Genomic DNA, 24,564 nt, shown 5'->3' with positions numbered 1-24,564 from the left:
TCGCCCTTTTGCCAGGACTGCCGACCATGAAGATCGTCTCCTTCAACATCAACGGGCTGCGCGCCCGTCCCCATCAGCTGGCGGCGCTGATCGAAAAGCACCAGCCCGATGTGATCGGCTTGCAGGAAACCAAGGTCCACGATGAGCAGTTCCCGCTGGCCGAGGTGCAGGCGCTGGGCTACCACGTGTATTTCCACGGGCAAAAAGGCCATTACGGCGTCGCTCTGCTCTCGCGCCAGGAACCGCTGGCCCTGCATAAAGGTTTCGCCACCGACGAAGAAGATGCCCAGCGGCGTTTCATCTGGGGCACCTTCGCCGACGCCAACGGTGTGCCGGTCACCATCATGAACGGTTATTTCCCCCAGGGCGAAAGCCGCGACCACCCGACCAAATTCCCGGCCAAGGAACGTTTCTACGGCGACTTGCAGCAATTGCTGGAAAGCCAGTTCAAGAACGACCAGCCGCTGGTGGTGATGGGCGATGTGAACATTTCCCCGGAAGACTGCGACATTGGCATCGGCCCGGACAACATGAAGCGCTGGCTGAAGACCGGCAAATGCAGCTTCCTGCCGGAAGAGCGCGAGTGGATGGCCCGCCTCAAGAACTGGGGCCTGGTCGACAGTTTCCGTCACCTGAACCCGGACGTGACCGACACCTTCAGCTGGTTCGACTACCGCAGCCGTGGCTTCGAAGACGAACCCAAGCGAGGCCTGCGCATCGACCTGATCCTCGCCTCCCACGGCTTGCTGCCGCGGGTGAAGGCCGCCGGTGTGGACTATGAACTGCGCGGCATGGAAAAACCTTCGGACCATGCGCCGATCTGGCTTGAGTTGAGCTGATCCCGAGACATACGCAGCGCCAAAGTGGGAGCGGGCTTGCTCGCGAAAGCGTCGGATCAGTCAATACATGTGTCGACTGATCCGACGCTTTCGCGAGCAAGCCCGCTCCCACATTAGAAAAGTGTCATTTTTCGGAAACCTTACTGACTTAATCTCCCGACACCTCCTTTGGCTATATAAGGTGCCGGCATGATGCTGCGCGTGTTGTTCCTGTTGATGCTGTGCCTCGGCTTGCCACACCTGGCGGTTGCCGGCAATTTGCCGACATCCGGACAAGGCCCGGTGCTGCGCATTCAGGGCTCCAACACCATCGGCGCGGCCCTGGGACCGGCGCTGGTCGAGGGCCTGCTGAGCGAACAGGGCCTGCGCAGGATTCACCGCGAAACCCTGACTACCGCCAACGAACTGCGCATCGTGGGTGAAACCGATCAGGGCAGCCGGGTTGTCGTTGAAGTCGCAGCCCATGGTTCGAGCACTGGTTTTGCCGCCCTGAAAGCCGCCAATGCCGACCTCGCCGCCTCATCGCGCCCAATCAAGGACAGCGAACGGGTGAGCCTTGAATCCCTGGGCGATCTGAAAAGCCCGGGTGCCGAACAAGTCATCGCCATCGACGGCCTGGCGATCATCCTTCACCCGGACAATCCGCTGACTCAACTCGGCACCGAGCAACTGGCGCGCATGTTCAGTGGCGAAGTCAAAACCTGGGAAGAAATCGGCGGCCGCGGCGGGCCGATTCATCTGTATGCGCGGGATGATCAGTCCGGGACCTACGACACCTTCAGGGAACTGGTCCTGAGTGATCGCGGGAAAAGTCTCAGTAGCACGGCGAAACGCTTCGAATCCAGTGAACAACTGTCCGACGCCGTGAGTGCAGACCCACAAGGCATTGGTTTTATCGGCCTGCCCTACGTACGTCTGGCCAAAGCCGTGGCGATTGTCGACGGGCAATCACAAGCCATGCCGCCACTGAACAACCTGATTGCCACGGAAGACTATCCGCTGTCCCGCCGACTGTTTTTTTATCTGCCGCCGAGCGCAAAGAACCCTTGGGCCGATGCACTGGCGGCGTTCGCCCAAAGCAGTAAAGGGCAAGCAATCGTCGCCGCCAACGGTTTCATCGCCCAGACCGTCCAGGCCATAAGCGTGACACCCAATGCGTTGATGCCCGAGGGTTATCAGGCCCTCAGCCGTCATGCGCAGCGTTTGTCGGTCAACTTTCGTTTCGAAGAAGGCAGCGCAACGCTGGACAACAAGGCGCAACAAGACTTGTCCCGGGTACTCGACTATATAAAGCAGCACGACAAAACCAATGGCCAGGTAACACTGGTGGGCTTTGGCGATGCCAAGAGCGACCCGGCGCGCGCCGATCTGTTGTCGAAACTGCGGGCCATGGCAGTGCGGCGGGAGTTGGTGAAAAGCGGTGTGGTGTTTCGCGAGATTCGCGGGTTTGGAGCGCAGATGCCGGTGGCGGCCAATAGCGCCGATGAGGGAAGGATCAAGAATCGGCGGGTTGAGGTTTGGGTGTATTGAATCTGATGTTGCTGCATCGAATGGAATGACGCCTTCGCGAGCAAGCCCGCTCCTACAGGGATTACACTAAGCCTGTGGGAGCGGGCTTGCTCGCGAATGGCAGGCGCCGCGGTCTTACTGCCCGCTACGCATCATCTCTTTCGGCACATATTTGCCGATTTCGAACTTGCCGATCGCCGCACGGTGCACTTCGTCCGGGCCGTCGGCCAGGCGCAGGGTGCGCTGCATCGCGTACATGTAGGCCAGCGGGAAATCGTTGGAAACACCCGCCCCGCCATGGATCTGAATCGCCCGGTCGATCACTCGCAATGCAACGTTTGGTGCGACGACCTTGATTTGCGCGATCTCGCTACGGGCCACTTTGTTGCCAACGGTGTCCATCATGTACGCCGCCTTCAGTGTCAGCAGGCGTGCCATGTCGATCTCCATCCGCGAATCGGCGATCTTGTCGACGTTACCGCCCAGCCGCGCCAGGGGCTTGCCGAATGCCGTACGGCTCACCGAACGCTTGCACATCAGTTCCAGCGCACGCTCGGCCATGCCGATCGAACGCATGCAGTGGTGAATCCGGCCCGGGCCAAGGCGACCTTGAGCGATTTCGAAGCCGCGTCCTTCGCCCAGCAGGACGTTTTCGTACGGCACTCGGACGTTTTCAAACAGCACTTCGGCGTGACCATGAGGCGCATCGTCGTAACCGAACACCGGCAGCGGACGCACAATCTTCACGCCGGGGGTATCGACCGGCACCAGGATCATCGAGTGCTGGGCGTGGCGTGGTGCGTCCGGATTGCTCAGCCCCATGAAAATCAGGATTTTGCAGCGTGGGTCGCAAGCACCCGAGGTCCACCATTTCTTGCCGTTGATCACCCACTCGTCACCATCGCGCACCGCACGGGCGGCCATGTTGGTGGCGTCGGAGGATGCCACGTCCGGTTCGGTCATGGCGAATGCCGAGCGGATCTCGCCGCGCAGCAAGGGTTCGAGCCAGCGCTGCTTCTGCTCTTCGTTGGCGTAACGCACCAGCACTTCCATGTTGCCGGTGTCCGGTGCCGAGCAGTTGAACGGCTCTGGCCCCAGCAGCGAGCGGCCCATGATTTCCGCCAGCGGCGCGTATTCAAGGTTGGTCAGACCGGCACCGAGTTCAGACTCAGGCAGAAACAAATTCCACAGCCCTTCAGCCTTGGCCTTGAGTTTGAGTTCTTCCATGATCGCGGTCGGCTGCCAGCGGTCGCCCTCGGCGACCTGGCGCTCGAACACGGCTTCGGCGGGATAAACGTAGGTGTCCATGAACGCAGTCACGCGCTCACGCAGTTCCTGAACCTTGGGCGAATAAGCGAAATCCATGAGCAAGATACCTTCTTGGGAGAGGTTGTTTAGATCATGCAATCGATGCTAGAACAGCCATGAAAATTTACCTAGCCTATTCTCGGCGTGTATAAACATTCATCACCGATATATGATCGGCTGATCGTCACGGTCAGCCCGCCCACACAATAAGAGAGCCGCGTAATGAATCTGAGCAAGGTCGATCTCAACCTTTTCATCGTCTTCGACGCGATCTACACCGAAGCCAACCTGACCCGCGCCGGGCAGATTGTCGGCATCACCCAACCGGCGGTGTCGAACGCTCTGGCCCGCCTGCGCGAGACCTTCAACGACCCGCTGTTCGTACGCACGGCCCAGGGCATGGTGCCGACGCCCATGGCGCAGAACATCATCGGCCCGGTGCGCAATGCGCTCTCACTGCTGCGCGTGTCGGTGCAGGAAAGCCGTATTTTCAACCCGCAGCAAGCGGTCAAGACCTATCGCATCAGCATGACCGACCTCACCGAAGCGGTGATCCTGCCGCCGCTGTTCCAGCGCCTGCGCCGCCTGGCGCCGACGGTGATCATCGAGAGTTTTCTGTCCAAACGCCGTGAGACCACCAAGGAACTGGCGGCCGGTCGCCTGGACTTTGCCGTCGATGCGCCGCTCAACACCGACCCGCAGGTGCGTCACGTCAAGTTGATGGAAGACCGCTACGTGTGCGCCATGCGCAAGGGGCATCCGCTGGCGGGCAAGGAAAAACTCACGCTGGATGATTACCTGAGCCTGACCCACATCCATATTTCCAGCCGCCGCAGCGGCCTCGGCTATGTCGACCTGGCGCTGGGCAAGATGGGCATCCAGCGCAAGATCGCCCTGCGTTCCCAGCATTACCTGATGGCCTCGCAGGTGTTGCAGCAGACGGACATGGTCATGACCGTGCCGGAACGCTTCGCCCGCCGCAACGACCTGCACGCTTTTTATCTGCCGGTCAACGATGTGCCGCCGGTGGAAACCCACCTTTACTGGCACGAAAGCACTGACCAGGACCCGGCGAACCGCTGGATGCGCGAGCAGATGATCGAGCTGTGCCAGCAGGTGACGGCGCAGGAGAAAAAGCTCGAGAAGGTGTAAACGCGTTACACCGCGTTATCGTTCTTCGCGAGCAAGCCCGCTCCCACATTGGATATTCGGTGGACACAATATTTGTGCCCTGCACAGATCCCTGTGGAAGCGGGCTTGCTCGCGAAGGGGCCAGCAAGAACACTGAAAATTCACGCCCCTTGACGTAAACGTCAACCTGCCATTAGCTTAGCGCCATGACCTTTTGCGAGCGCTTCCATGAGCAGCCAAACCTACAGCATTTCCGACCTCGCCCGCGAGCTCGACATCACCACCCGCGCCATTCGCTTTTATGAGGAGCAAGGCCTGCTCAGCCCCGAGCGCCGTGGCCAGGAACGCATTTACTCGCCCCGCGACAAAGTCAGCCTGAAGCTGATCCTGCGGGGCAAACGCATCGGTTTCTCGCTGGCTGAATGCCGCGAGCTGATCGAGCTTTACGACCCGTCCAGCGGTAACACCAAACAGTTACACAGCATGCTGGCGAAAATCAGCGAACGCCGTGAGCAGCTTGAACAGCAACTGCTGGACATCGAACAGATGAAACTGGAACTTGATACCGCCGAAGAGCGCTGCGTGCAGGCGCTGGAGCAGACGCTCAAGAGTCAGCAAGCGGTTCAATAACCTGCGCAAATCATGTGTGGGAGCGGGCTTGCTCGCGAAAGCGTCGGGTCAGTCGACATAAGTGTTGAATGAAAAACCACCTTCGCGAGCAAGCCCGCTCCCACATTAGATCCCCGCTCACCATGACTACAGGTGAATCTCTTATGCCACTCCCCTCCCACGTACGCATTGTCGAAGTCGGCCCGCGCGACGGCCTGCAAAACGAAGCCCAGCCCATCAGTGTTGCCGACAAGGTGCAACTGGTCGATGCACTGACCGCAGCCGGGCTCGGCTATATAGAAGTCGGCAGTTTCGTGTCGCCCAAGTGGGTGCCGCAGATGGCCGGCTCCGCCGAAGTTTTCGCGCAGATCCAGCGCAAACCGGGTGTGGTCTATGGCGCGCTCGCTCCCAACCTGCGCGGTTTCGAAGATGCCCTCGCCGCCGGGGTCAAGGAAGTGGCCGTGTTCGCCGCAGCGTCCGAGGCGTTTTCCCAGCGCAATATCAATTGCTCGATCAGCGAAAGCCTGGAGCGTTTCGCGCCGATCATGGACGCCGCCAGACAACAGGGGGTGACCGTGCGCGGGTATGTGTCCTGCGTGCTGGGGTGCCCCTATGAAGGTCACGTCACCCCGGAGCAAGTCGCTTTGGTCGCTCGCGAGCTCTATGCCATGGGCTGCTACGAGGTCTCGCTGGGGGACACCATCGGCACCGGCACCGCTGGCGCGACCCGGAAAATGTTCGAAGTGGTAGCAAAGGATGTACCCCGTGAAAAACTCGCCGGGCACTTCCACGACACCTACGGTCAGGCCGTGGCCAACATCTACGCCAGCCTGCTCGAAGGTATCTCGGTGTTCGACAGCTCCATCGCCGGTCTCGGCGGCTGCCCCTATGCCAAGGGAGCCAGCGGTAACGTCGCGACCGAAGACGTGGTTTACCTGCTGAACGGCCTGGGTATCGACACCGGAATCGACCTCGACGCCCTGATGCTCGCCGGTCAACAGATTTGCACCGTGTTGGGTCGCCCTACCGGTTCCCGCGTGGCCAGGGCTCGCAGCGCACAGTGAGTGCGTTGAGTGTGTCCGGGTGTTACCGCACAGACTCAAACGTGGGCGCAAGCGAGTAACACGGAAACAAAATGTAGGGTTTTGCCTGAGTCGAAAAACCCTACAAAATCGCAAAGCATTGATTTTAAAGGCTTTTAAAAAGTTGGCACGGCTCCTGCTATATCTATCGCATAACAAGAATAAAAAAATTGCGGCAACCCTAATAAAAACAAGACGTAACGACTCTGACATAACAAAAACAACACGGCAGAGACGCAGCTAACAGATTTTTTTGGAGAAGATGTGCTTTTCAGGGTGCTTTTCGAAGTGACCCGCAGCCAGACAGAGAATAATAAAACTACCTTCAGGTAGCTCCCGTACTGGTTGGATCGCTCAGCGAAAAAGCAGATCAGCGCTCAAAAAAATACGTTTGCTCTTGATCCCGGATGGGGATCGCCAAAAACAGCGGTAAAGGGCAACGGTTGCCAAAAACAAAAACAGACCGACCCTCAATAATAAAAAAAGAGCACGCGCAACGACAAATTAAAGGGGAGCTTCGGCTCCCCTTTGTGCTGTCTGGCATTTGAGTTTTACCCCGGCCCTCTGTAGGAGCCAGCTTGCTCGCGATGGCGGCGGATCAGTCAACAAGAATGCTGAATAACCCTGCGCCATCGCTGGCAAGCCAGCTCCTACAGCTTCGCTTTGAGCTCCGCGACGCTTATCTCACGCATCCGGAACTTCTGGATCTTGCCGGTCACGGTCATTGGAAACTCTTCCACGAACTTGAAGTAACGCGGCGTCTTGAAGTGCGCGATGCGCTCCTTGCACCAGGCTTGCAGTTCTTGTTCGGTAGCGCTGTGGCCGGGGTGAAACTTGATCCAGGCGACGATCTCTTCGCCGTAGCGCGAGCATGGAATGCCGATCACCTGAACATCCGCAACGGCCGGATGCGTGAAGAAAAACTCTTCCAGCTCCCGCGGGTAAATATTCTCACCGCCACGGATGATCATGTCCTTGTTGCGCCCAGCAATACACACGTACCCCTCATCGTTCATGCTCGCCAGATCACCGGTGTGCATCCAGCCTGCCTGGTCGATGGCTTCTGCGGTGCCTTCGGGGTTGTTCCAGTAACCCAGCATCACGCTGTAACCGCGAGTGCACAGCTCACCGATGGTGCCCCGCGGCACCAGGTTGCCCGCTTCGTCGATGATCTTGCTTTCGAGCTGCGGCTGGGTACGGCCGACGGTGGTCACGCGCAGTTCCAGATCGTCTGAAGGACCGGTCTGCAATGACACCGGACTGGTTTCCGTCATGCCGTAGGCAATCTGCACTTCGCTCATGTGCATGTCGCTGATGACCCGGCGCATCACTTCGATAGGACAGGTCGCGCCTGCCATGATCCCCGTGCGCAGGCTCGACAGATCGAATTCGGCACGTTGCGGTTGATCGAGCATGGCGATGAACATGGTCGGCACGCCGTACAGCGCCGTGGCTTTTTCGTCAGCCACAGTGCCGAGGGTCAGTAACGGGTCGAACGCGTCGTTCGGATAGATCATCGTGCTGCCATGGGTGATGCAGCCGAGGTTGCCCATGACCATGCCGAAGCAGTGATACAAGGGCACCGGAATCACCAGGCGATCGGCCGCCGTCAGGCCCAGGCTTTCGCCGACCATGTAGCCGTTGTTGAGAATGTTGTAGTGACTGAGGGTCGCGCCCTTGGGGAAACCGGTAGTGCCAGAGGTGTACTGGATATTCACCGGCTGATCGAAATGCAGGCTGTTCTGGCGCTCATGCAGTTGCTCGACCGTCACGCTCTCCGCCAGACCAGCCAGTTGCGACCACGGCAGGAACCCCGACGGAGGCTGGGCATCCAGGCTGACAACGCCACGCAACGCCGGCAACCGCTCGCTCTGCAATTTGCCTATGGATTGCTCGGCCAGCTCGGGCACCAGGCCCTGCAGCATCGCGTGATAGTTCGACGACTTGAAGGCGCCGGCACACACCAGCCATTGGCAGCCGGATTGCTTGAGTACGTATTCGAGTTCGGAACTGCGATACGCCGGATTGATATTGACCAGGATCACGCCGATTTTCGCGGTGGCAATCTGGCTGATGCACCACTGCGCACAGTTCGGCGCCCAGATCCCCAGGCGGTCACCGGCTTGCAGCCCCAGCGCCAGCAGCGCCCTGGCGTGCAGGTCCGCGGCCTCGGCCAACTGCCGCCATGTGTAACGCAGCTGTTGATGGCGCACCACCAGCGCCTCCCCGTCCGGGTACTGCGCGACCGTGTTGTCGAACGCCTGGCCGATGGTCATCGCCAGCAAGGCTTTGTCCTGGGAGCCACGGGTGTAACTGCGTTGCGGGCTTGCACTGGGTTGATCCATGACGACCCCTATTGTCTTTATTTATGGGCTTGCCGCGGCTACCTGTGAGAGCAACCTGTGGCGAGGGGGCTTGCCCCCGTTGGGCTGCGAAGCAGCCCCAAAATTTCCGATGTATCGAAGATCTTGTGAGTGCTGCGCACTCAAGCGGGGGCAAGCCCCCTCGCCACAGGCCATCATCACAGGATGGGTCCGCGTTCTATCTTGAACTGGCTCTACTCTCGCTCAAGTTGACGTTAACGTAAAGGGTGATTGACAGCCATTCGTCACAGGCTTACGTTAACGTAAAGGTGAGAACCCATTGACAGTCCCACCAACCGACAAAAAAGCCAAAAGGTGACCCATGAGCTATCCATCCCTGAACTTTGCCCTCGGTGAAACCATCGACATGCTGCGCGATCAGGTCCAGTCCTTCGTCGCCAAGGAGATCGCCCCGCGCGCCGCTCAGATCGACATTGACAACCTGTTCCCCGCCGACCTGTGGCGCAAATTCGGCGACATGGGCCTGCTGGGCATTACCGTGCCGGAAGAGTACGGCGGTGCTGGCCTGGGTTACCTGGCCCACGTGGTCGCGATGGAAGAAATCAGCCGTGGTTCGGCTTCGGTGGCCCTGTCCTATGGCGCCCACTCCAACCTCTGCGTCAACCAGATCAACCGCAACGGCAACCACGAACAGAAATCCAAATACCTGCCGAAGCTGATCAGTGGCGAGCACATCGGCGCGCTGGCCATGAGTGAGCCGAATGCCGGTTCCGACGTGGTCTCGATGAAACTGCGCGCCGACAAGCGTGGCGACCACTACGTGCTCAACGGCAGCAAGACCTGGATCACCAACGGTCCGGACGCCAACACCTACGTGATCTACGCCAAGACCGACCTGGAAAAGGGCCCCCACGGCATCACCGCGTTCATCGTCGAGCGCGACTGGAAAGGCTTCAGCCGCAGCAACAAGTTCGACAAGCTCGGCATGCGCGGTTCGAACACCTGCGAGCTGTTCTTCGATGACGTCGAAGTGCCGGAAGAAAACATCCTCGGCGTACTCAACGGCGGCGTGAAAGTGCTGATGAGCGGCCTCGACTACGAGCGCGTCGTCCTTTCCGGTGGCCCCACCGGGATCATGCAGGCGTGCATGGACCTGATCGTGCCGTACATCCACGACCGCAAGCAGTTCGGCCAAAGCATCGGCGAATTCCAGCTGATCCAGGGCAAGGTCGCCGACATGTACACCCAGCTCAACGCCAGCCGCGCCTACCTGTACGCCGTGGCCCAGGCTTGCGAGCGCGGTGAAACCACGCGCAAGGACGCCGCCGGCGTGATCCTCTACAGCGCCGAACGCGCCACGCAGATGGCCCTCGACGCGATCCAGATTCTCGGCGGTAACGGCTACATCAACGAATTCCCGGCCGGTCGTCTGCTGCGTGACGCCAAGCTGTACGAAATCGGCGCCGGCACCAGTGAGATCCGTCGCATGCTGATCGGTCGCGAACTGTTCAACGAAACCCGCTAAACGGAGCTGTCCATGGCTACCCTGCATACCCAGCTCAACCCTCGTTCAGCGGAGTTCGCCACCAACAGCGCGGCGATGCTCAAGCAGGTCGACGCGTTGCACACCCTGCTCGCCCAAGTGGCGCAAGGTGGCGGCCCGAAGGCTCAGGAACGCCACACCTCGCGGGGCAAACTGCTGCCTCGCGAACGCATCAACCGCTTGCTCGATCCGGGCTCGCCGTTTCTGGAAATCAGCCAACTGGCGGCGTATGAGGTGTATGGCGAAGACGTCCCTGCTGCGGGCGTGATCGCCGGGATCGGTCGTGTGGAAGGCGTCGAGTGCATGATCGTCGCCAACGACGCCACGGTGAAAGGTGGCTCGTATTACCCGCTGACCGTGAAAAAACACCTGCGCGCCCAGACCATCGCCCAGCAGAACCGTCTGCCGTGCATCTACCTGGTGGACTCCGGCGGCGCCAACCTGCCGCGTCAGGATGAAGTGTTCCCCGACCGCGAGCACTTCGGGCGGATCTTCTTCAACCAGGCCAACATGAGCGCCATGGGCATTCCGCAGATTGCCGTGGTCATGGGCTCCTGCACCGCTGGCGGCGCCTATGTGCCGGCAATGGCCGACGAAGCGATCATGGTCCGCGAGCAAGCGACGATCTTCCTCGCCGGCCCGCCGCTGGTGAAGGCCGCGACCGGTGAAGTGGTCAGCGCCGAAGACCTCGGCGGGGCCGATGTGCACTGCAAGATTTCCGGGGTGGCCGACCATTACGCCGAGAGCGATGAGCACGCCCTGGCGCTGGCGCGCCGCAGTGTGGCCAACCTCAACTGGCGCAAACAAGGCGAGGTTCAGCAACGCACACCAATCGCCCCGCTCTACGGCAGCGACGAGTTGTACGGCGTGGTGCCGGCCGATGCCAAGCAGCCGTTCGACGTGCGCGAAGTCATCGCGCGGCTGGTGGACGGGTCGGTGTTCGACGAGTTCAAGGCGCTGTTCGGAACAACACTGGTCTGCGGTTTTGCTTACCTGCACGGTTACCCGATCGCGATCCTCGCCAACAACGGCATCCTCTTCGCTGAAGCGGCACAGAAAGGCGCGCACTTCATTGAACTGGCGTGCCAGCGCGGCATTCCGTTGTTGTTTCTGCAAAACATCACCGGCTTCATGGTCGGCCAGAAATACGAAGCCGGCGGTATTGCCAAGCACGGCGCGAAACTGGTGACGGCGGTGGCTTGCGCCAAGGTGCCGAAGTTCACGGTGATCATCGGCGGCAGCTTCGGTGCCGGTAACTATGGCATGTGCGGTCGCGCCTACGATCCGCGCTTTTTGTGGATGTGGCCAAACGCACGCATCGGTGTGATGGGCGCCGAACAGGCGGCCGGCGTGCTGGTGCAGGTCAAGCGCGAACAGGCCGAACGCAGCGGCCATGGTTTCAGTGCCGAGCAGGAAGCCGAGATCAAGCAACCGATCCTCGACCAGTACGAAGAACAGGGTCACCCCTACTATTCCAGCGCGCGTCTGTGGGACGACGGTGTCATCGACCCGGCCCAGACCCGCGACGTACTGGCCCTGGCCTTGTCCGCGTCGTTGAACGCGCCAATCGAACCGAGCCGCTTCGGCGTGTTCCGGATGTGATTTTTTTGCTGTAGGAGCGAGCTTGCTCGCGATGGACTGAAGGACGACGCGTTTACTCAGAAAGCACGCGTTATCGTTAACGTACATCGCGAGCAAGCTCGCTCCTACACAAGAGCCGTGGAGACGGACAACATGAGCGACTTCAACACCCTCGAACTGCTGAGCGATCCAAGGGGTTTTGCGACTCTCTGGCTCAGCCGTGAAGAAAAGAACAACGCCTTCAACGCCGAAATGATCCGCGAACTGATCATCGCCCTCGACAAAGTCGCGAGCGATGCCAGCCTGCGCTTCCTGATCGTGCGCGGCCGTGGCAAGCATTTCAGCGCCGGCGCCGACCTTGCCTGGATGCAGCAATCGGCCGAACTCGATTACGCCACCAACCTCGATGACGCCCGGGAACTGGCGGAGTTGATGTACAACCTGGCCAAACTGAAAGTGCCGACCCTGGCCGTGGTGCAAGGCGCAGCCTTTGGTGGCGCGCTGGGCCTGATCAGTTGCTGCGACATGGCCATCGGTGCCGATGACGCGCAGTTCTGCCTGTCGGAAGTGCGCATCGGCCTGGCACCCGCAGTGATCAGCCCATTCGTGGTGCAAGCCATCGGCGAGCGTGCTACACGTCGCTATGCCTTGACGGCTGAGCGCTTCGGCGGGCAACGGGCACGGGAAATCGGCCTGTTGTCGGAGAGCTATGCAAGTGCCGAGCTGGAACAGAAAGTCGAACAGTGGATCGACAACCTGCTGCTCAACAGCCCGGCGGCCATGCGCGCCAGCAAGGATCTGTTGCGCGAAGTCGGCGACGGCTCATTGACCCCGGCATTGCGCCGCTACACCGAAAACGCCATCGCCCGCATCCGCGTCAGCCCCGAAGGACAGGAAGGCCTGCGTGCCTTCCTGCAAAAACGTCCGCCGAGCTGGCAAGCCGAAACCACCAAGGAGCCCCATTGATGAGCGCACCTGTCCTCACCACCCTGCTGGTGGCCAACCGTGGCGAAATCGCTTGCCGGGTGATGCGCACCGCCAAGGCTCTGGGCCTGACGACCGTGGCCGTGCACAGCGCCACCGACCGTGACGCCCGGCACAGCCGCGAAGCCGACATTCGCGTTGACCTGGGTGGCAGCAAAGCCGCCGACAGTTATCTGCAGATCGACAAACTGATCGCCGCCGCCCAGGCCAGCGGCGCCCAGGCGATTCACCCCGGCTATGGTTTTCTGTCGGAGAACGCCGGATTCGCCCGCGCCATCGAAAACGCCGGTCTGATATTCCTCGGCCCACCGGCCTCGGCCATCGACGCCATGGGCAGCAAGTCCGCGGCCAAAGCCTTGATGGAAACCGCCGGCGTGCCACTGGTACCCGGTTATCACGGCGAAGCCCAGGACCTGGAAACCTTCCGCGCCGCCTGCGAACGCATCGGCTACCCGGTGCTGCTCAAGGCCACTGCGGGCGGCGGCGGCAAAGGCATGAAAGTGGTCGAGGACGTCAGCCAGCTGGCCGAAGCCCTGGCCTCGGCCCAGCGTGAGGCGCAATCGTCGTTCGGCGATTCGCGGATGCTGGTGGAGAAATACCTGCTCAAGCCACGTCATGTGGAAATCCAGGTGTTCGCCGACCAGCACGGCAACTGCCTGTACCTCAACGAGCGTGACTGCTCGATTCAGCGCCGGCACCAGAAGGTCGTCGAAGAAGCCCCGGCACCGGGCCTGAGCCCGGAACTGCGGCGCGCCATGGGTGAAGCGGCTGTGCGTTCGGCGCAGGCCATCGGCTACGTCGGTGCCGGCACCGTCGAGTTTTTGCTGGATGCACGCGGCGAATTCTTCTTCATGGAGATGAACACCCGCCTGCAAGTCGAACACCCGGTCACCGAAGCCATCACCGGCCTCGACCTGGTGGCCTGGCAGATTCGCGTGGCACGCGGCGAAGCGTTGCCGATGACTCAGGATCAGGTGCCGCTGGTGGGGCACGCGATCGAAGTGCGGCTGTACGCCGAAGATCCGGGCAATGATTTCCTGCCGGCGACCGGTCGCCTGGAACTGTATCGCGAATCCGCCCCAGGGCCCGGGCGCCGAGTGGACAGCGGCGTTGAAGAAGGCGATGAAATTTCGCCGTTCTATGACCCGATGCTCGGCAAGCTGATTGCCTGGGGCGAGGATCGTGAACAGGCACGGTTGCGTCTGCTCGGCATGCTCGACGAGTTCGCCATCGGCGGGTTGAAGACCAACATCAATTTCCTGCGGCGCATCATCGGTCACCCGGCGTTCGCCGCTGCCGAACTCGATACCGGCTTCATTCCGCGTTATCAGGAACAGTTGCTGCCGGCGCCAGCGGAACTCGGCGATGAATTCTGGCAAGCCGCCGCCCAGGCATTTGCCCAGAGCCAGCCGCACGCAACCCGTGCCGATGACCCGGGTTCACCGTGGGCGGTGCCAAATGGTCTGCGTGCCGGTTTGCCGAGAGAAATCACTCTGCACTTGAGTTGTGAAGGCCAGGACCGTGCGTTGACCCTGGGCGACATCAATGCCCACAGCGCGCGGCTCAAGGGTGAGCATCTGTTGACCGAGCAGGCTGGCGTGCGCCGTCAACACCGCGCAATACGCCGTGGCGAGCAGGTGTATTTGCAGTGGGATGGCGAATTGCACCGCATCGAGGCCTACGACCCGATCAGCGCCGTCGAGGCCAGCCACAGCCATCAGGGCGGACTGACCGCACCGATGAACGGCAGCATCGTCCGCGTGCTGGTGGAGGCCGGGCAATCAGTCGAGGCCGGGGCGCAGTTGGTGGTACTGGAAGCGATGAAGATGGAGCACAGCATTCGCGCGCCCCATGCCGGGGTGATCAAGGCGCTGTATTGCCAGGAAGGCGAGATGGTCAGCGAAGGCAGTGCGCTGGTCGAACTGGAAGAAGCGTGAAATGAAGATCGGTCCTGCGCATTGCCAGGACCGATCTGATCAGAACCTGGCTGTTGCCTGAACCACTACACCGATGATTCGACATTCATCGGTGTACAAGGCTTTCGGATACGTTGGATTGAGCGGGACCAGATAACGCTGACCACCCTCTTCGATCAGCTTGCGGAACGTGGCTTCGGCGCTGTCCGGCCACTGGGCGATGACCAGTTTGCCAGGCACCGCTTCCATGGCCGGGTCCACCAGAATCAGCATGCCTTCCGGGATGCTGATGCCATTGGGCGCGGTCATCGCATCGCCCGCCACTCTCAACCAGAATGCCGGCCCCCGGGCGTGGTAATCGGACAGTTCATAACGCGCCCTGCCGTACACCGGGACCTCGCCGTCGCGCACTTCGGCAGGCTCGTGCCAGTCACTGATCGGGTAGCGAAAGTACGGGTTGTACTTGTGGGCCAGGGGGATTTCGTCGTCCGCTGGCGCCTGCGGTTCCCGGATCACCAGCGCCACTTCGAGAAACTCCAGGCCCAGCGCCTGCAACACACGGTTCATGTCTTCGATGCCGGGTTCACGACGTTTGTTGAGCCAGTGGCCAATGCCGCCCTGGGACATCCCGAGGCGCTCGGCGAGTATCTCTTGAGTGATTTTGAGTTCACTCATCTTGGCCTTGACCAATTCAATCCATTTATCCATGTGCGGCACGATACGTGGGCGCCTCCGACCATCAAAACACAAATTGTAGTATTTAAATCCTCGTCACAAATACAGTTCGTATTAGGATCGGCTCACGGATCTGAATCTAACACGGAGCTTGCCATCGCCATGAACCCATCCGCCAATGACCTGCCGGACGTGCAAATCGACACCACCCTCACCTCATCCCTGGACTCGGCGGCGGCACAACGCGCGCTGGACTATTACTTGAAACCTGCCGTTTCGGAGGAAGTGGCCGAGTCGCGTTTTTTTGATGTCAACCGCAACATCAGCGGCGAAGAGGCACTGGTCCATGCCTTGGACCTGTTGCGCTGCGCTGCCGCCACTGCGTACGAATCAGCCAGTCACCTGCAAGGCGTAAACCGTGACCTGGCGTTTTCGACGGTGCACATGATCGACATGGCCAAGGCGATGGTCGATCGATCGCTGGAAAAGTATGAAAACGCTTGAGGTGAGAAGGTAAATCAAGAGGACAGGAAAGAGCTTTCCTGTCGCGCAGGTAAAAATGCTTGACCTGCAAACGAGAATGATTATTATTGCACCAACTGGTCGCGAGATCAGTCGATGGACCAGGTGACCTTAGGTCGGTCTCCTGGACTATCTCCTCATCAGGCTAATCACGGTTTTTGACCCGGCTTTTTGCCGGGTCTTTTTTTTGCCAGTTTTTTCTGGCTTTGGCTTCAGGCTAATGAAGTCTTTGGGTGCCGCAAATTCGATGGCGCGGATGATATCAAAAGAATACCAGTTGGCAATAGAAGCCCGGCATCATGAGTCGAACCCAGCGAAAGACAGCACTTGAGAATCAATCGCACAGCCTCTAAGCTGCGTCAGCGTCAAGGAGGACGCCCCCACCTCTGCACCCCGCAATTTCCCTCGGTTTCACCCCTCTCTTGCGTGTAAAGTAGCCGCGATAAAAATCATATTCAGGACCCGATTATGACCGTGGCCAAATCCTCTTTCGACATCAGTGCCAACTTCGACAGCGGCAACATCCAAGTCATCGACATCAGCGATCCGCTCAAACCGCTTCTGGCCATTCGTCCGGACACCCGCAGTGCCCATTTCCAATGGTTCCACTTCAAGGCCAGCGGCCTGCATGTCGGCCAGGACCACTGGTTTCGCCTGAACAATGCCAGCCAGTCCTCCTATAACAAGGCCTGGACCGGCTATCAGGCGGTGGCGTCCTACGATCACGTCAACTGGTTCCGCGTACCCACCATTTTCGAAGGCGACTGCCTGCGTTTCAGCCTCGAAGCCGAGCAGACCCACGCCTGGTTCGCCTACTTCGAACCCTACAGCCGTGGCCGTCACGACTGGCTGATCGAGCAAGCGCTGAGCAAGGCCGGTACCGAACTGCTGGCCACCGGCAAGAGCGTCGAAGGCCGTGACATCCAGCTGTTGCGCAAAGGCACCGGGGCCGAAGGCCGACGCAAGGTGTGGATGATCGCCCAGCAACATCCTGGCGAACACATGGCCGAATGGTTCATGGAAGGCGTGATCGAACGCCTGGAAAAACACGACGACACTGTGCTGAACACACTGTTGGCCAGCGCCGACCTGTACCTGGTGCCGAACATGAACCCGGATGGTGCCTTCCACGGTCACCTGCGCACCAATGCCATGGGCCAGGACCTCAATCGTGCCTGGCAGAGCGCCAGCCAGGAAATCAGCCCGGAAGTCCTGTTCGTTCAGCAACAAATGGAAAAGTATGGCGTCGATATGTTCCTCGACGTTCACGGCGATGAGGAGATCCCTCACGTGTTCACCGCTGGCTGCGAAGGCAATCCAGGCTACACGCCGCGGATCGAAAAGCTCGAGGAGCACTTCCGCAGTCATCTGAAGCACACCACCAAAGACTTCCAGACCAAGTACGGCTACACCCGCGACGAACCGGGCCAGGCCAACATGACGCTGGCCTGCAACAGCGTCGGCCAGAAGTACGACTGCCTGTCGCTGACCCTGGAAATGCCGTTCAAGGATCATGACGACCATCCGAATCCGTTGACGGGCTGGTCGGGCAAGCGGTCGAAGCAGTTGGGCAAGGATGTGCTGACCACGCTTGCCGATATGGTCGATACCTTGCGCTGATCACCCTCACAAAGCGCTGCAGCCGGTGCACTTGTGGCGAGGGGGCTTGCCCCCGTTGGGGTGCGCAGCAGCCCTAAAATCAGATGACGCGGTAAGTCAGGTATACCGCGCCGGATCGGTTTACGTCTGCTGCGCAGCCGGACGGGGGCAAGCCCCCTCGCCACAATGGTTAGCCCGCATCCTCTCAACCGCGATCCTTACCCCGCAACATGCTGTCCAGCACCTCATCGCGCCGCACCCAACCGTGAAACAACGCCGCCGCCAAATGCAGCAACACGGTCAGAAACAGCAGATACGCCAGATACCCATGCGCCTTGCGCAAAAACGCAAACAGCTGCGCATTCGCCGACACAATCGACGGCAGTTGCAACGAACTGCTGAGCATCACCGGTTCGCCCGATGCCGAAATCATCGCCCAGCCCAGCAGCGGCAAGACCAGCATCAGTGCATACAACAAGACATGCGAAGCCTTGGCCGCCAGCGCTTGCCAACCCGGCAGGTCCGCCGGCAGCGGTGGCTGCGTGGTGGAGAAGCGCACCACCAGACGCACAATCACCAACAGCAAAATCGCGACCCCCAAGGGTTTGTGCAAATGGATCAGCCATTCATGCCGCTCGGACACCGAGGCGACCATCCCGGCGCCGATAAACAGCATGGCGATGATCATCAGCGCCATCAACCAGTGCAGCAGGCGCGCCAGCGGGGCGAAGTGGTTCGGTTGAGTGCTCATTGCCGGGTCTCCTGTTTGGCGGCGGGCAACTGGCTGACTTCGCTGGTGCGACGCAGGTAGGAATTGGCGTAACCGGCTGAACGCGCGGCGAGCAACGGGTCGTCGGAACCTTCGATCCCGGCAGGCAACACCAGCGGGTCGTAATTGATGTCACGGCATTCCCCGTTCAGTTGCGGCTGAGTCTTTTCAAGCACCAGCGTGCCAGCGTTCAACACCTTGCGTCCTTCGGGCCAGGCCTTGCTGGCGTCGTTCACCGGATCGCCGGGGTTGGCCAGGGTGATGTTCAGTTGCCAGCGCAACGGGCCTGCGGCGATTCGCTGGACCAGGTCTTTCTCCAGGAAATCACTGCCCTGTGCTGCCGTGGCCCCGGGTGCGTCCTGGGCCAGGGGCACCATGTTCCAGCGCACGGCCTGGCGTTGACCCGCGGCGTTGACCAGGTAGAACGCATTGACGCTGTTGTAGTTTTCGGTCACGTAACTGGCCGACGGCTTGGCGGTCTTGATCCAGGCCAGGAAGGGGGCCGCCTCCGGGTGCGAAGCAAAGAACGCGGGTACCGCCTTGGGGTCCGGCTTGCCGGTGGCCGGGTCTGGCGACTGGGCCTGTTGCAATTGATAGAACGCCTCGGGCGTGCCCACCGGGAACACCGGCATGCTGTTCATCCCGGTGCGCCACTGCTGGCCGTTGGCCTGAGTGAAACGCAAGGCCATGCTGCGGATCGGCACGGCACTGTCCGGCGCGTATGGGTTACCGGCCGGCAAGGCGAAACGCCCGACCACCGGCGTCTGCGCCTCATTGAACACCTGAGCGGTGGAGTAGCTGCGCGCCTCACCACTGCTCTCGAAATGCCCGATCACGCACACGCCTTTGGAATGGTTGCGGCGGAAACCCGGATGCACGCCGTTGTTGGTTTCCAGTACGTTGATCAGTTTCTTCGGGGTCAGGCGCTGTGGGTCGAAGGTGCCGTTGACGTAGGCAAACGCCCCGGCCAATGCTGCAACGACCACGGCAATGCCAGCCAGACGCAACGTCAGGCTCCCTGCACTCAAGGGTGGCCGGGTGGGCGGTGATGATCGATCTACCATGAAAGACTCCAGGGCCATCGGCCACAAGTGAGAAGAATCAAGCAGACGAACCGCACACAGGTTTATTCCCACGCGCGGTATTTATTTTTTCTGACGTGGAATAACCTCGAATAGCGAGCGTCTTCCTGGTCCACTGTCCAGCGTAGTGACTAGTCAGGACTTCATGAACGATATCGACGAACAACTCAGAGAAATCATTCCCCGATTGCGACGGTTCGCCGTGTCGCTGACGCGCAACCCGAGCAGCGCTGACGACCTGGTGCAGGCGAGCCTGGAGCGGGCACTGTCGAGTTGGGCTGGCAAACGCGCCGAGGGCGACTTGCGCGCCTGGCTGTTCTCGATTCTGTATCGGCAGTTTCTCGATGCGCACCGCCGCTCCCGGCGCTACGCGCGCATGCTCGATTTTTTCACCGGCCGTGACGATGCCCAACCCTCGGTGGAGCGCACCGTCATTGCCCAATCGACCCTCAATGCCTTCGATCAATTGCCCACCGAACAACGTGCGCTGCTGCTCTGGGTCTCGGTAGAAGGCTTGAGCTACAAAGAGGTCGCCGAGATTCTCGACGTCCCCACCGGCACCGTGATGTCCCGCCTGTCCCGGGCTCGCCAGGCCCTGCGCCAACTCAGCGATGGCGAAATCAACCGCCCATCCCTGCGGAGACTCAAATGATCAGCATGCCCCCCAGCGAGCGAGACCTGCACGCCTACGTCGACCACCAACTGAGCGACGCCGAACGGCGCCTGGTGGAGACTTTTCTGGCCACTAACCCGCAGGTGGCCGCGCAAGTGCGCGCCTGGCAGCAGGATGCGCAGGCACTGCGCGCGGCCTTGAGTGGCGCCTTGCAACAACCCCCGAACCCGGACCTGGATCCGGCGGTGATACGCCAGCGCCTCAAACGCCAATCCCGTCGACACCTGGCCAGTGCCGCGGTGTTGCTCATCGCCGTCAGCGTCGGCGGTTTCAGCGGTTGGCAAGCGCGGGAGATGACACTCGCCAGCCCCCAGCTTCCAATGACCGATGCCCTGCAGGCGTATCGCCTGATTGCCCAGCAAGGCATCCTGCCGGCGGATTACAAGGCCGGCGACGACGGTGACATGCAAGGCTGGCTCGACCGCTACTTTACCCGGGCCAATCGCCTGCCCGACCTCTCGGGTGCCGGGTTCAAGCCGGCCAGCGGGCGCTTGCTGAGTACCGAGCAAGGCCCGGCAGCGATGGTGGTCTACGAGAACCAGGGCGGGCAGAAAATCAGTTTCTATGTGCGCCCGCCAGGACCGAAAAACTACCTGCTGCCCCGTGGCAGCCGAAGCGATGGAGACCTGCAGGCCGAGTACTGGTCGGGGGGTGGCTACAACTATGCGATGGTCAGCCCGGCGGACACAGCGGCGGCGCAGATGCTCAAACAGACCGTGCAGTTCTGATCGCCCTCTGGCTGCTTTTATGTGAGAGCCAGCAAGGTTTGCGGTGTTCCTTTAGAGCCCGGTGACAATGGCCCGGACAGGCCAACTCAGCTGGAAGCCCCTTCCCTGCTCTGGTTACACTATGCCACCGCAGCTCGGGGAGCCTGCCCGCACACCAGAGGTGACATCTCAGTGGCCGTTCGACCGCCCAATCGTTCGCGAATCAAATCGCGCTGGCAATCGTTGCGTCGCCTTCTCGGCAAGACACCGGCTGCCGGCAGCGCCGAGGCAAGCGAGGCTATCCACGACTACTTTCGTCACCAGGCCCATTCCCGGGGCTACACCCTCAGTCACAGCCAGCAACGCGTAATCGACTGCATGGCCCGGCATGCCGGCCTGTTGATGGGCACTTCGACGCAAACCCTTCCGGGCCTTTACCTGCATGGTGCCGTGGGGCGCGGCAAGAGCTGGCTGCTCGACGGTTTTTTCCGGGCCGTTCCCATCGCGCAAAAACAACGCCTGCACTTCCATCAGTTTTTCGCCCGACTGCACCAGGGCATGTTCGAACATCGCGAACAGCCCGACGCCCTGGCGATCACCCTGGATGCCCTGCTCAGCGATTGCAGGGTGCTGTGTTTCGATGAGTTCCATGTGCACGACATCGGCGATGCGATGCTCATCACCCGGTTGTTCAAGGCACTGTTTCAGCGCGGCATCCTGTTGCTGGTCACCTCTAACTACCCGCCCGCAGGCCTGTTGCCCAATCCGCTGTACCACGCCCGTTTCAAACCGGTGATCGACTTGATCAATGCGCGCATGCAGGTCATGGAAGTCGGCGGCCCGCACGACTATCGCAGCCAGGTCCGCAGTCACGCGCAACAGCTGTTCACCCAAGGCCAGTATGTGTGGCCGGCCAGCGCGGTGCAGCGGCGTTCATTGAATCTGCCGGATCGCGGCGCCCCGCCCCTGTCGCTCCCCGTAGGCACCCGGCATTTCCGGGCGCGCCTATGCGATGAGCGTCGCATCGGTTTTACTTTCGCCGACCTGTGCGACCAGCCTGTGGCCGTAATGGACTACCTGGAGCTGTGCCGCCGCTTCGATCGCTGGATCATCGATGACCTGCCGCGACTCGGTGAGTGCTCGATGGCCGCCCAACAGCGCTTCATCAACCTTATCGACGTACTGTACGACCAGGACAAGCACCTGACACTGCTGGGACAACACGCCCTGCGCGAAAGCCTGGACGGCGATGCCATTGATCTGGCACGCACCCGCAGTCGACTGGGGCAACTGGTCGAAGTCAGCGAACCGGCCTGAGCGATATTATTGTGTTGTATTGAAGGGCCTCTTCGCGAGCAAGCCCGCTCCCACATTAGATTTTTATCGTGGCACAGATCCAGTGTGGGAGTGGGCTTGCTCGCGAAGGCGGCCTGACAGTCGCCACATCTTTCCCGCTATCATGTCGCCCATTTCCAGGGCCACGCGTCCTCCCCTTGGCTAATGGCGAATCTGTTCATGCATACCCTTGCTCAATTGCGTGCCGGCGAGTTGTCAGGCATCACGCGGCTGGATCTGGTCGACGGCCTCACGGAATTCCCCCGGGAGATTTTCGATCTGGCGGACTCGCTGGAAGTACTCAACCTCAGCGGTAATGCCTTGAACGCCCTGCCGGATGACTTGCATCGCCTGACCCGTCTGCGCGTGCTGTTTTGTTCCGATAACCGCTTCACCGAGTTGCCGGCCTGCCTGGGCCAATGCGCCGCACTGACGATGATCGGCTTCAAGGCCAACCGCATCGCCCACGTGCCCGCTGCGGCACTGCCACCGCTGCTGCGCTGGCTGATCCTGACCGACAACTGCATCGAGACGCTGCCGAGCGAGTTGGGAGAGCGGCCATACCTGCAAAAGCTCATGCTCGCCGGCAACCGTTTGCACGTGCTGCCGAAATCCTTGCGTCAATGCCATCGGCTGGAGCTGATCCGCATCGCCGCCAACCAGTTGACCGAGTTGCCGCAATGGTTGCTGGAATTGCCGAGCCTGACCTGGCTGGCGTACGCCGGTAATCCGTTGGAAACCGAAGCCGACGCCGCGGCCCTCGACGCGACACCGCGCATTGACTGGTCGGCATTGCGTCTGGAAAAAAAGCTCGGCGAAGGGGCGTCCGGGGTGATCCATCAGGCCGTCTGGCAAACGGCGGAGCAGCCGCCCATGGCCGTTGCGGTGAAGCTCTACAAGGGCGAAATGACCAGCGATGGTTCACCGCTGCACGAGATGAACGCCTGCATCACCGCCGGCCTGCACCCGAACCTGATCCGCGTCGAAGGGCGGATTGTCGATCACCCGCAGCAAACCGCCGGGTTGGTGATGCAACTGATCGCACCGAGTTACCGCAACCTCGCCGCACTGCCGAGCCTGGCGTCGTGCAGCCGCGACATCTATCCCGACGACTTGCGTTTCAGTGCGGCCGTGGCGCTGCGCATTGCCTCGGGCATTGCCTCGGTCGCCGAGCACCTGCACAGCCATGGCATCACCCACGGCGACCTCTATGGGCACAATATCCTGTGGAATGAGCAAGGTGATTGCTTGCTGGGGGACTTTGGCGCGGCATCGTTCCACGGGATTTCCGACAGCCTTGAAAGCCGTGCCTTGCAGCGGATCGAGGTGCGGGCGTTTGGGGTGTTGCTGGGGGAGTTGCTGGCGCGGATCGACTCGGGGTTGAGCGATGATCGGCGTGGGGGGCTGGAAGATCTGGAGCGGCGTTGCTGTCAGCCGCAGGTGCTGGAGCGGCCGGGGTTTAGTGAAGTCGTGGAGCAACTGAAAAATCTGTGACCGCTGCGCGGTCATTCGTCGGATCGCCGCCCGGAGCAAGCCCGCTCCCACAGGGACAGCGCTAAACCTGTGGGAGCGGGCTTGCTCGCGAAGACGGTGTCACTGGTGAATCAGATCAACCCGCCAACCCGACAAACATGTCCTGCACGTCATCATGGTTATCGAGCCCTTCGAGGAAGGCTTCGACTTCCGCCATCTGCTCATCGCTCAGGCCGCTGACCGGGTTTTTCGGCTGGTAGCCCAGTTTGGCCGACAGCACGGTGAAGCCTTGTTCCGGCAGGGCTTTCTGTACCGCGTCGAGGTCGGTCGGTTCGGTCAGGAACAGGGTTGCACCCTCTTCACCCGGTTCGAAATCCTGTGCACCGGCTTCGATGGCGGCCATTTCCGGGTCGGCGTCCGGGGTGTCCGGCGACGCTTCGATCATGCCGACATGGTTGAAGTCCCAGGCCACCGAACCGGAAGCGCCCAGTTGGCCCTTGCGGAACGCCACGCGGATCTCGGCAACGGTGCGGTTGATGTTGTCGGTCACGCACTCAACGATCAACGGCACCTGATGCGGGGCGAACCCTTCATAGGTCACGCGATGGTACTGCACGGTCTCGCCCAACAGGCCCGCGCCCTTCTTGATGGCGCGATCCAGTGTTTCCTTGGGCATCGAAGCTTTCTTGGCCTGCTCAACAACCAGACGCAAGTGCGCGTTGGTCGCAACATCAGCGCCATTACGCGCAGCAATGGTGATTTCCTTCACCAGTTTGCCGAAGATCTTGCCCTTGGCATTGGCTGCCGCTTCTTTGTGTTTAACCTTCCACTGTGCGCCCATTTCTCACTCTCTTATCTGTGACATCTGTGGCGTCGAGACAACCATTGGCCGACGCTTTGCGC

General features: G+C 60.8%; 21 protein-coding genes. 15 read left to right on the top strand and 6 right to left on the bottom strand.

Annotated elements, in window-relative coordinates; all coding sequences use genetic code 11:
- Positions 1–26 precede the first annotated feature (26 nt).
- Both xthA and AB7M25_RS10660 read left to right on the top strand, forming a co-directional pair.
- Positions 27–839: an exodeoxyribonuclease III gene (gene xthA / locus AB7M25_RS10665; protein WP_007970500.1), complete on the top strand. Its 813-nt coding sequence runs from the start codon at positions 27–29 to the stop codon at positions 837–839.
- A gap of 189 nt (positions 840–1,028) precedes the next feature.
- Complete coding sequence (locus AB7M25_RS10660) at positions 1,029–2,369, top strand: substrate-binding domain-containing protein (RefSeq protein ID WP_454237266.1); 1,341 nt, start codon at positions 1,029–1,031, stop codon at positions 2,367–2,369.
- Between the two features lie 114 nt (positions 2,370–2,483).
- Here the strand turns inward: AB7M25_RS10660 and AB7M25_RS10655 are convergent, their stop codons facing one another.
- Positions 2,484–3,713 (bottom strand): acyl-CoA dehydrogenase, encoded by a 1,230-nt coding sequence (locus AB7M25_RS10655; RefSeq protein WP_095966522.1) that lies wholly within the window; start codon positions 3,711–3,713, stop codon positions 2,484–2,486.
- A gap of 165 nt (positions 3,714–3,878) precedes the next feature.
- Here AB7M25_RS10655 and AB7M25_RS10650 point away from each other — a divergent pair, with 165 nt between their 5' ends.
- The 3 genes from AB7M25_RS10650 to AB7M25_RS10640 all read left to right on the top strand — a co-directional run bounded on the left by AB7M25_RS10650 (position 3,879) and on the right by AB7M25_RS10640 (position 6,460).
- Positions 3,879–4,808, top strand: a complete 930-nt coding sequence (locus AB7M25_RS10650; RefSeq protein WP_007970503.1) for a LysR family transcriptional regulator — start codon at positions 3,879–3,881, stop codon at positions 4,806–4,808.
- Between the two features lie 207 nt (positions 4,809–5,015).
- Positions 5,016–5,417 carry a MerR family transcriptional regulator gene (locus AB7M25_RS10645; protein WP_102700654.1) on the top strand — a complete coding sequence of 134 codons (402 nt, stop codon included), beginning with the start codon at positions 5,016–5,018 and terminating at the stop codon, positions 5,415–5,417.
- Positions 5,418–5,560: 143 nt separating this feature from the next.
- Positions 5,561–6,460, top strand: coding sequence for a hydroxymethylglutaryl-CoA lyase (locus AB7M25_RS10640; RefSeq protein WP_429517104.1), 900 nt, complete (start codon positions 5,561–5,563; stop codon positions 6,458–6,460).
- 668 nt (positions 6,461–7,128) lie between these two features.
- On the opposite strand, the gene AB7M25_RS10635 is transcribed toward AB7M25_RS10640, so the two are convergent.
- The gene (locus AB7M25_RS10635) at positions 7,129–8,823 is read right to left on the bottom strand and encodes an AMP-binding protein (RefSeq protein WP_429517103.1); all 1,695 of its coding nucleotides are present in this window, start codon (positions 8,821–8,823) and stop codon (positions 7,129–7,131) included.
- Positions 8,824–9,163: 340 nt separating this feature from the next.
- Between AB7M25_RS10635 and AB7M25_RS10630 the strand changes: the two genes are divergently transcribed.
- The 4 genes from AB7M25_RS10630 (at position 9,164) to AB7M25_RS10615 (ending at position 14,847) form a co-directional block, all read left to right on the top strand.
- A complete protein-coding gene (locus AB7M25_RS10630; RefSeq protein WP_008031893.1) occupies positions 9,164–10,327 on the top strand; it encodes an isovaleryl-CoA dehydrogenase in 1,164 nt (387 codons plus the stop codon).
- 12 nt (positions 10,328–10,339) lie between these two features.
- On the top strand, positions 10,340–11,947 hold the full coding sequence (locus AB7M25_RS10625; protein ID WP_429517101.1) for a carboxyl transferase domain-containing protein: 1,608 nt from the start codon (positions 10,340–10,342) through the stop codon (positions 11,945–11,947).
- A gap of 132 nt (positions 11,948–12,079) precedes the next feature.
- Positions 12,080–12,892 (top strand): gamma-carboxygeranoyl-CoA hydratase, encoded by an 813-nt coding sequence (locus AB7M25_RS10620; RefSeq protein WP_429383097.1) that lies wholly within the window; start codon positions 12,080–12,082, stop codon positions 12,890–12,892.
- On the top strand, positions 12,892–14,847 hold the full coding sequence (locus AB7M25_RS10615; RefSeq protein ID WP_429517099.1) for an acetyl/propionyl/methylcrotonyl-CoA carboxylase subunit alpha: 1,956 nt from the start codon (positions 12,892–12,894) through the stop codon (positions 14,845–14,847). Before AB7M25_RS10620 ends, AB7M25_RS10615 begins: the two co-directional genes overlap by 1 nt.
- A 39-nt stretch (positions 14,848–14,886) precedes the next feature.
- On the opposite strand, the gene AB7M25_RS10610 is transcribed toward AB7M25_RS10615, so the two are convergent.
- Positions 14,887–15,534 carry a LexA family protein gene (locus AB7M25_RS10610; protein WP_429383100.1) on the bottom strand — a complete coding sequence of 216 codons (648 nt, stop codon included), beginning with the start codon at positions 15,532–15,534 and terminating at the stop codon, positions 14,887–14,889.
- 129 nt (positions 15,535–15,663) lie between these two features.
- Here AB7M25_RS10610 and AB7M25_RS10605 point away from each other — a divergent pair, with 129 nt between their 5' ends.
- Positions 15,664–16,005 (top strand): DUF6124 family protein, encoded by a 342-nt coding sequence (locus tag AB7M25_RS10605; RefSeq protein WP_454237265.1) that lies wholly within the window; start codon positions 15,664–15,666, stop codon positions 16,003–16,005.
- 486 nt (positions 16,006–16,491) lie between these two features.
- A complete protein-coding gene (locus AB7M25_RS10600) occupies positions 16,492–17,643 on the top strand; it encodes a M14 family metallopeptidase (protein WP_429383104.1) in 1,152 nt (383 codons plus the stop codon).
- A 184-nt stretch (positions 17,644–17,827) separates the two neighbouring features.
- Here AB7M25_RS10600 and AB7M25_RS10595 read toward each other — a convergent pair whose 3' ends face one another.
- Both AB7M25_RS10595 and AB7M25_RS10590 read right to left on the bottom strand, forming a co-directional pair.
- Positions 17,828–18,373: a cytochrome b gene (locus AB7M25_RS10595; protein WP_007976988.1), complete on the bottom strand. Its 546-nt coding sequence runs from the start codon at positions 18,371–18,373 to the stop codon at positions 17,828–17,830.
- Positions 18,370–19,455, bottom strand: coding sequence for a catalase family peroxidase (locus AB7M25_RS10590; protein ID WP_429383106.1), 1,086 nt, complete (start codon positions 19,453–19,455; stop codon positions 18,370–18,372). The genes AB7M25_RS10595 and AB7M25_RS10590 overlap by 4 nt, the downstream gene beginning before the upstream one ends.
- Before the next feature lie 163 nt (positions 19,456–19,618).
- Between AB7M25_RS10590 and AB7M25_RS10585 the strand changes: the two genes are divergently transcribed.
- The 4 genes from AB7M25_RS10585 to AB7M25_RS10570 all read left to right on the top strand — a co-directional run bounded on the left by AB7M25_RS10585 (position 19,619) and on the right by AB7M25_RS10570 (position 23,682).
- Positions 19,619–20,125, top strand: coding sequence for an RNA polymerase sigma factor (locus tag AB7M25_RS10585; RefSeq protein WP_095966533.1), 507 nt, complete (start codon positions 19,619–19,621; stop codon positions 20,123–20,125).
- A complete protein-coding gene (locus tag AB7M25_RS10580) occupies positions 20,122–20,874 on the top strand; it encodes an anti-sigma factor family protein (RefSeq protein WP_429383108.1) in 753 nt (250 codons plus the stop codon). Before AB7M25_RS10585 ends, AB7M25_RS10580 begins: the two co-directional genes overlap by 4 nt.
- A 171-nt stretch (positions 20,875–21,045) precedes the next feature.
- Positions 21,046–22,170 carry a cell division protein ZapE gene (gene zapE, locus AB7M25_RS10575; RefSeq protein WP_454237264.1) on the top strand — a complete coding sequence of 375 codons (1,125 nt, stop codon included), beginning with the start codon at positions 21,046–21,048 and terminating at the stop codon, positions 22,168–22,170.
- A gap of 198 nt (positions 22,171–22,368) precedes the next feature.
- Complete coding sequence (locus tag AB7M25_RS10570; protein ID WP_429560857.1) at positions 22,369–23,682, top strand: leucine-rich repeat-containing protein kinase family protein; 1,314 nt, start codon at positions 22,369–22,371, stop codon at positions 23,680–23,682.
- Between the two features lie 115 nt (positions 23,683–23,797).
- Here the strand turns inward: AB7M25_RS10570 and AB7M25_RS10565 are convergent, their stop codons facing one another.
- The gene (locus tag AB7M25_RS10565; protein WP_007976978.1) at positions 23,798–24,502 is read right to left on the bottom strand and encodes a YebC/PmpR family DNA-binding transcriptional regulator; all 705 of its coding nucleotides are present in this window, start codon (positions 24,500–24,502) and stop codon (positions 23,798–23,800) included.
- Positions 24,503–24,564: the final 62 nt, after the last annotated feature.

The organism is Pseudomonas sp. AP3_22 TE3818 (genome assembly GCF_053628995.1).
Note: the sequence above shows the minus strand (reverse complement) of the source record. Positions and strands in the feature narration are given on the sequence as shown.

Coding starts and splice junctions, on each gene's coding strand:
- xthA (WP_007970500.1), top strand. CDS start 27: ATGAAGATCGTCTCCTTCAACATCAACGGGCTGCGCGCCCGTCCCCAT.
- AB7M25_RS10570 (WP_429560857.1), top strand. CDS start 22,369: ATGCATACCCTTGCTCAATTGCGTGCCGGCGAGTTGTCAGGCATCACG.
- AB7M25_RS10625 (WP_429517101.1), top strand. CDS start 10,340: ATGGCTACCCTGCATACCCAGCTCAACCCTCGTTCAGCGGAGTTCGCC.
- AB7M25_RS10600 (WP_429383104.1), top strand. CDS start 16,492: ATGACCGTGGCCAAATCCTCTTTCGACATCAGTGCCAACTTCGACAGC.
- AB7M25_RS10605 (WP_454237265.1), top strand. CDS start 15,664: ATGAACCCATCCGCCAATGACCTGCCGGACGTGCAAATCGACACCACC.
- AB7M25_RS10635 (WP_429517103.1), bottom strand. CDS start 8,823: ATGGATCAACCCAGTGCAAGCCCGCAACGCAGTTACACCCGTGGCTCC.
- AB7M25_RS10650 (WP_007970503.1), top strand. CDS start 3,879: ATGAATCTGAGCAAGGTCGATCTCAACCTTTTCATCGTCTTCGACGCG.
- AB7M25_RS10585 (WP_095966533.1), top strand. CDS start 19,619: ATGAACGATATCGACGAACAACTCAGAGAAATCATTCCCCGATTGCGA.
- AB7M25_RS10630 (WP_008031893.1), top strand. CDS start 9,164: ATGAGCTATCCATCCCTGAACTTTGCCCTCGGTGAAACCATCGACATG.
- AB7M25_RS10615 (WP_429517099.1), top strand. CDS start 12,892: ATGAGCGCACCTGTCCTCACCACCCTGCTGGTGGCCAACCGTGGCGAA.
- AB7M25_RS10620 (WP_429383097.1), top strand. CDS start 12,080: ATGAGCGACTTCAACACCCTCGAACTGCTGAGCGATCCAAGGGGTTTT.
- AB7M25_RS10565 (WP_007976978.1), bottom strand. CDS start 24,502: ATGGGCGCACAGTGGAAGGTTAAACACAAAGAAGCGGCAGCCAATGCC.
- AB7M25_RS10645 (WP_102700654.1), top strand. CDS start 5,016: ATGAGCAGCCAAACCTACAGCATTTCCGACCTCGCCCGCGAGCTCGAC.
- AB7M25_RS10655 (WP_095966522.1), bottom strand. CDS start 3,713: ATGGATTTCGCTTATTCGCCCAAGGTTCAGGAACTGCGTGAGCGCGTG.
- AB7M25_RS10660 (WP_454237266.1), top strand. CDS start 1,029: ATGATGCTGCGCGTGTTGTTCCTGTTGATGCTGTGCCTCGGCTTGCCA.
- AB7M25_RS10610 (WP_429383100.1), bottom strand. CDS start 15,534: ATGGATAAATGGATTGAATTGGTCAAGGCCAAGATGAGTGAACTCAAA.
- AB7M25_RS10640 (WP_429517104.1), top strand. CDS start 5,561: ATGCCACTCCCCTCCCACGTACGCATTGTCGAAGTCGGCCCGCGCGAC.
- AB7M25_RS10590 (WP_429383106.1), bottom strand. CDS start 19,455: ATGGTAGATCGATCATCACCGCCCACCCGGCCACCCTTGAGTGCAGGG.
- AB7M25_RS10580 (WP_429383108.1), top strand. CDS start 20,122: ATGATCAGCATGCCCCCCAGCGAGCGAGACCTGCACGCCTACGTCGAC.
- AB7M25_RS10595 (WP_007976988.1), bottom strand. CDS start 18,373: ATGAGCACTCAACCGAACCACTTCGCCCCGCTGGCGCGCCTGCTGCAC.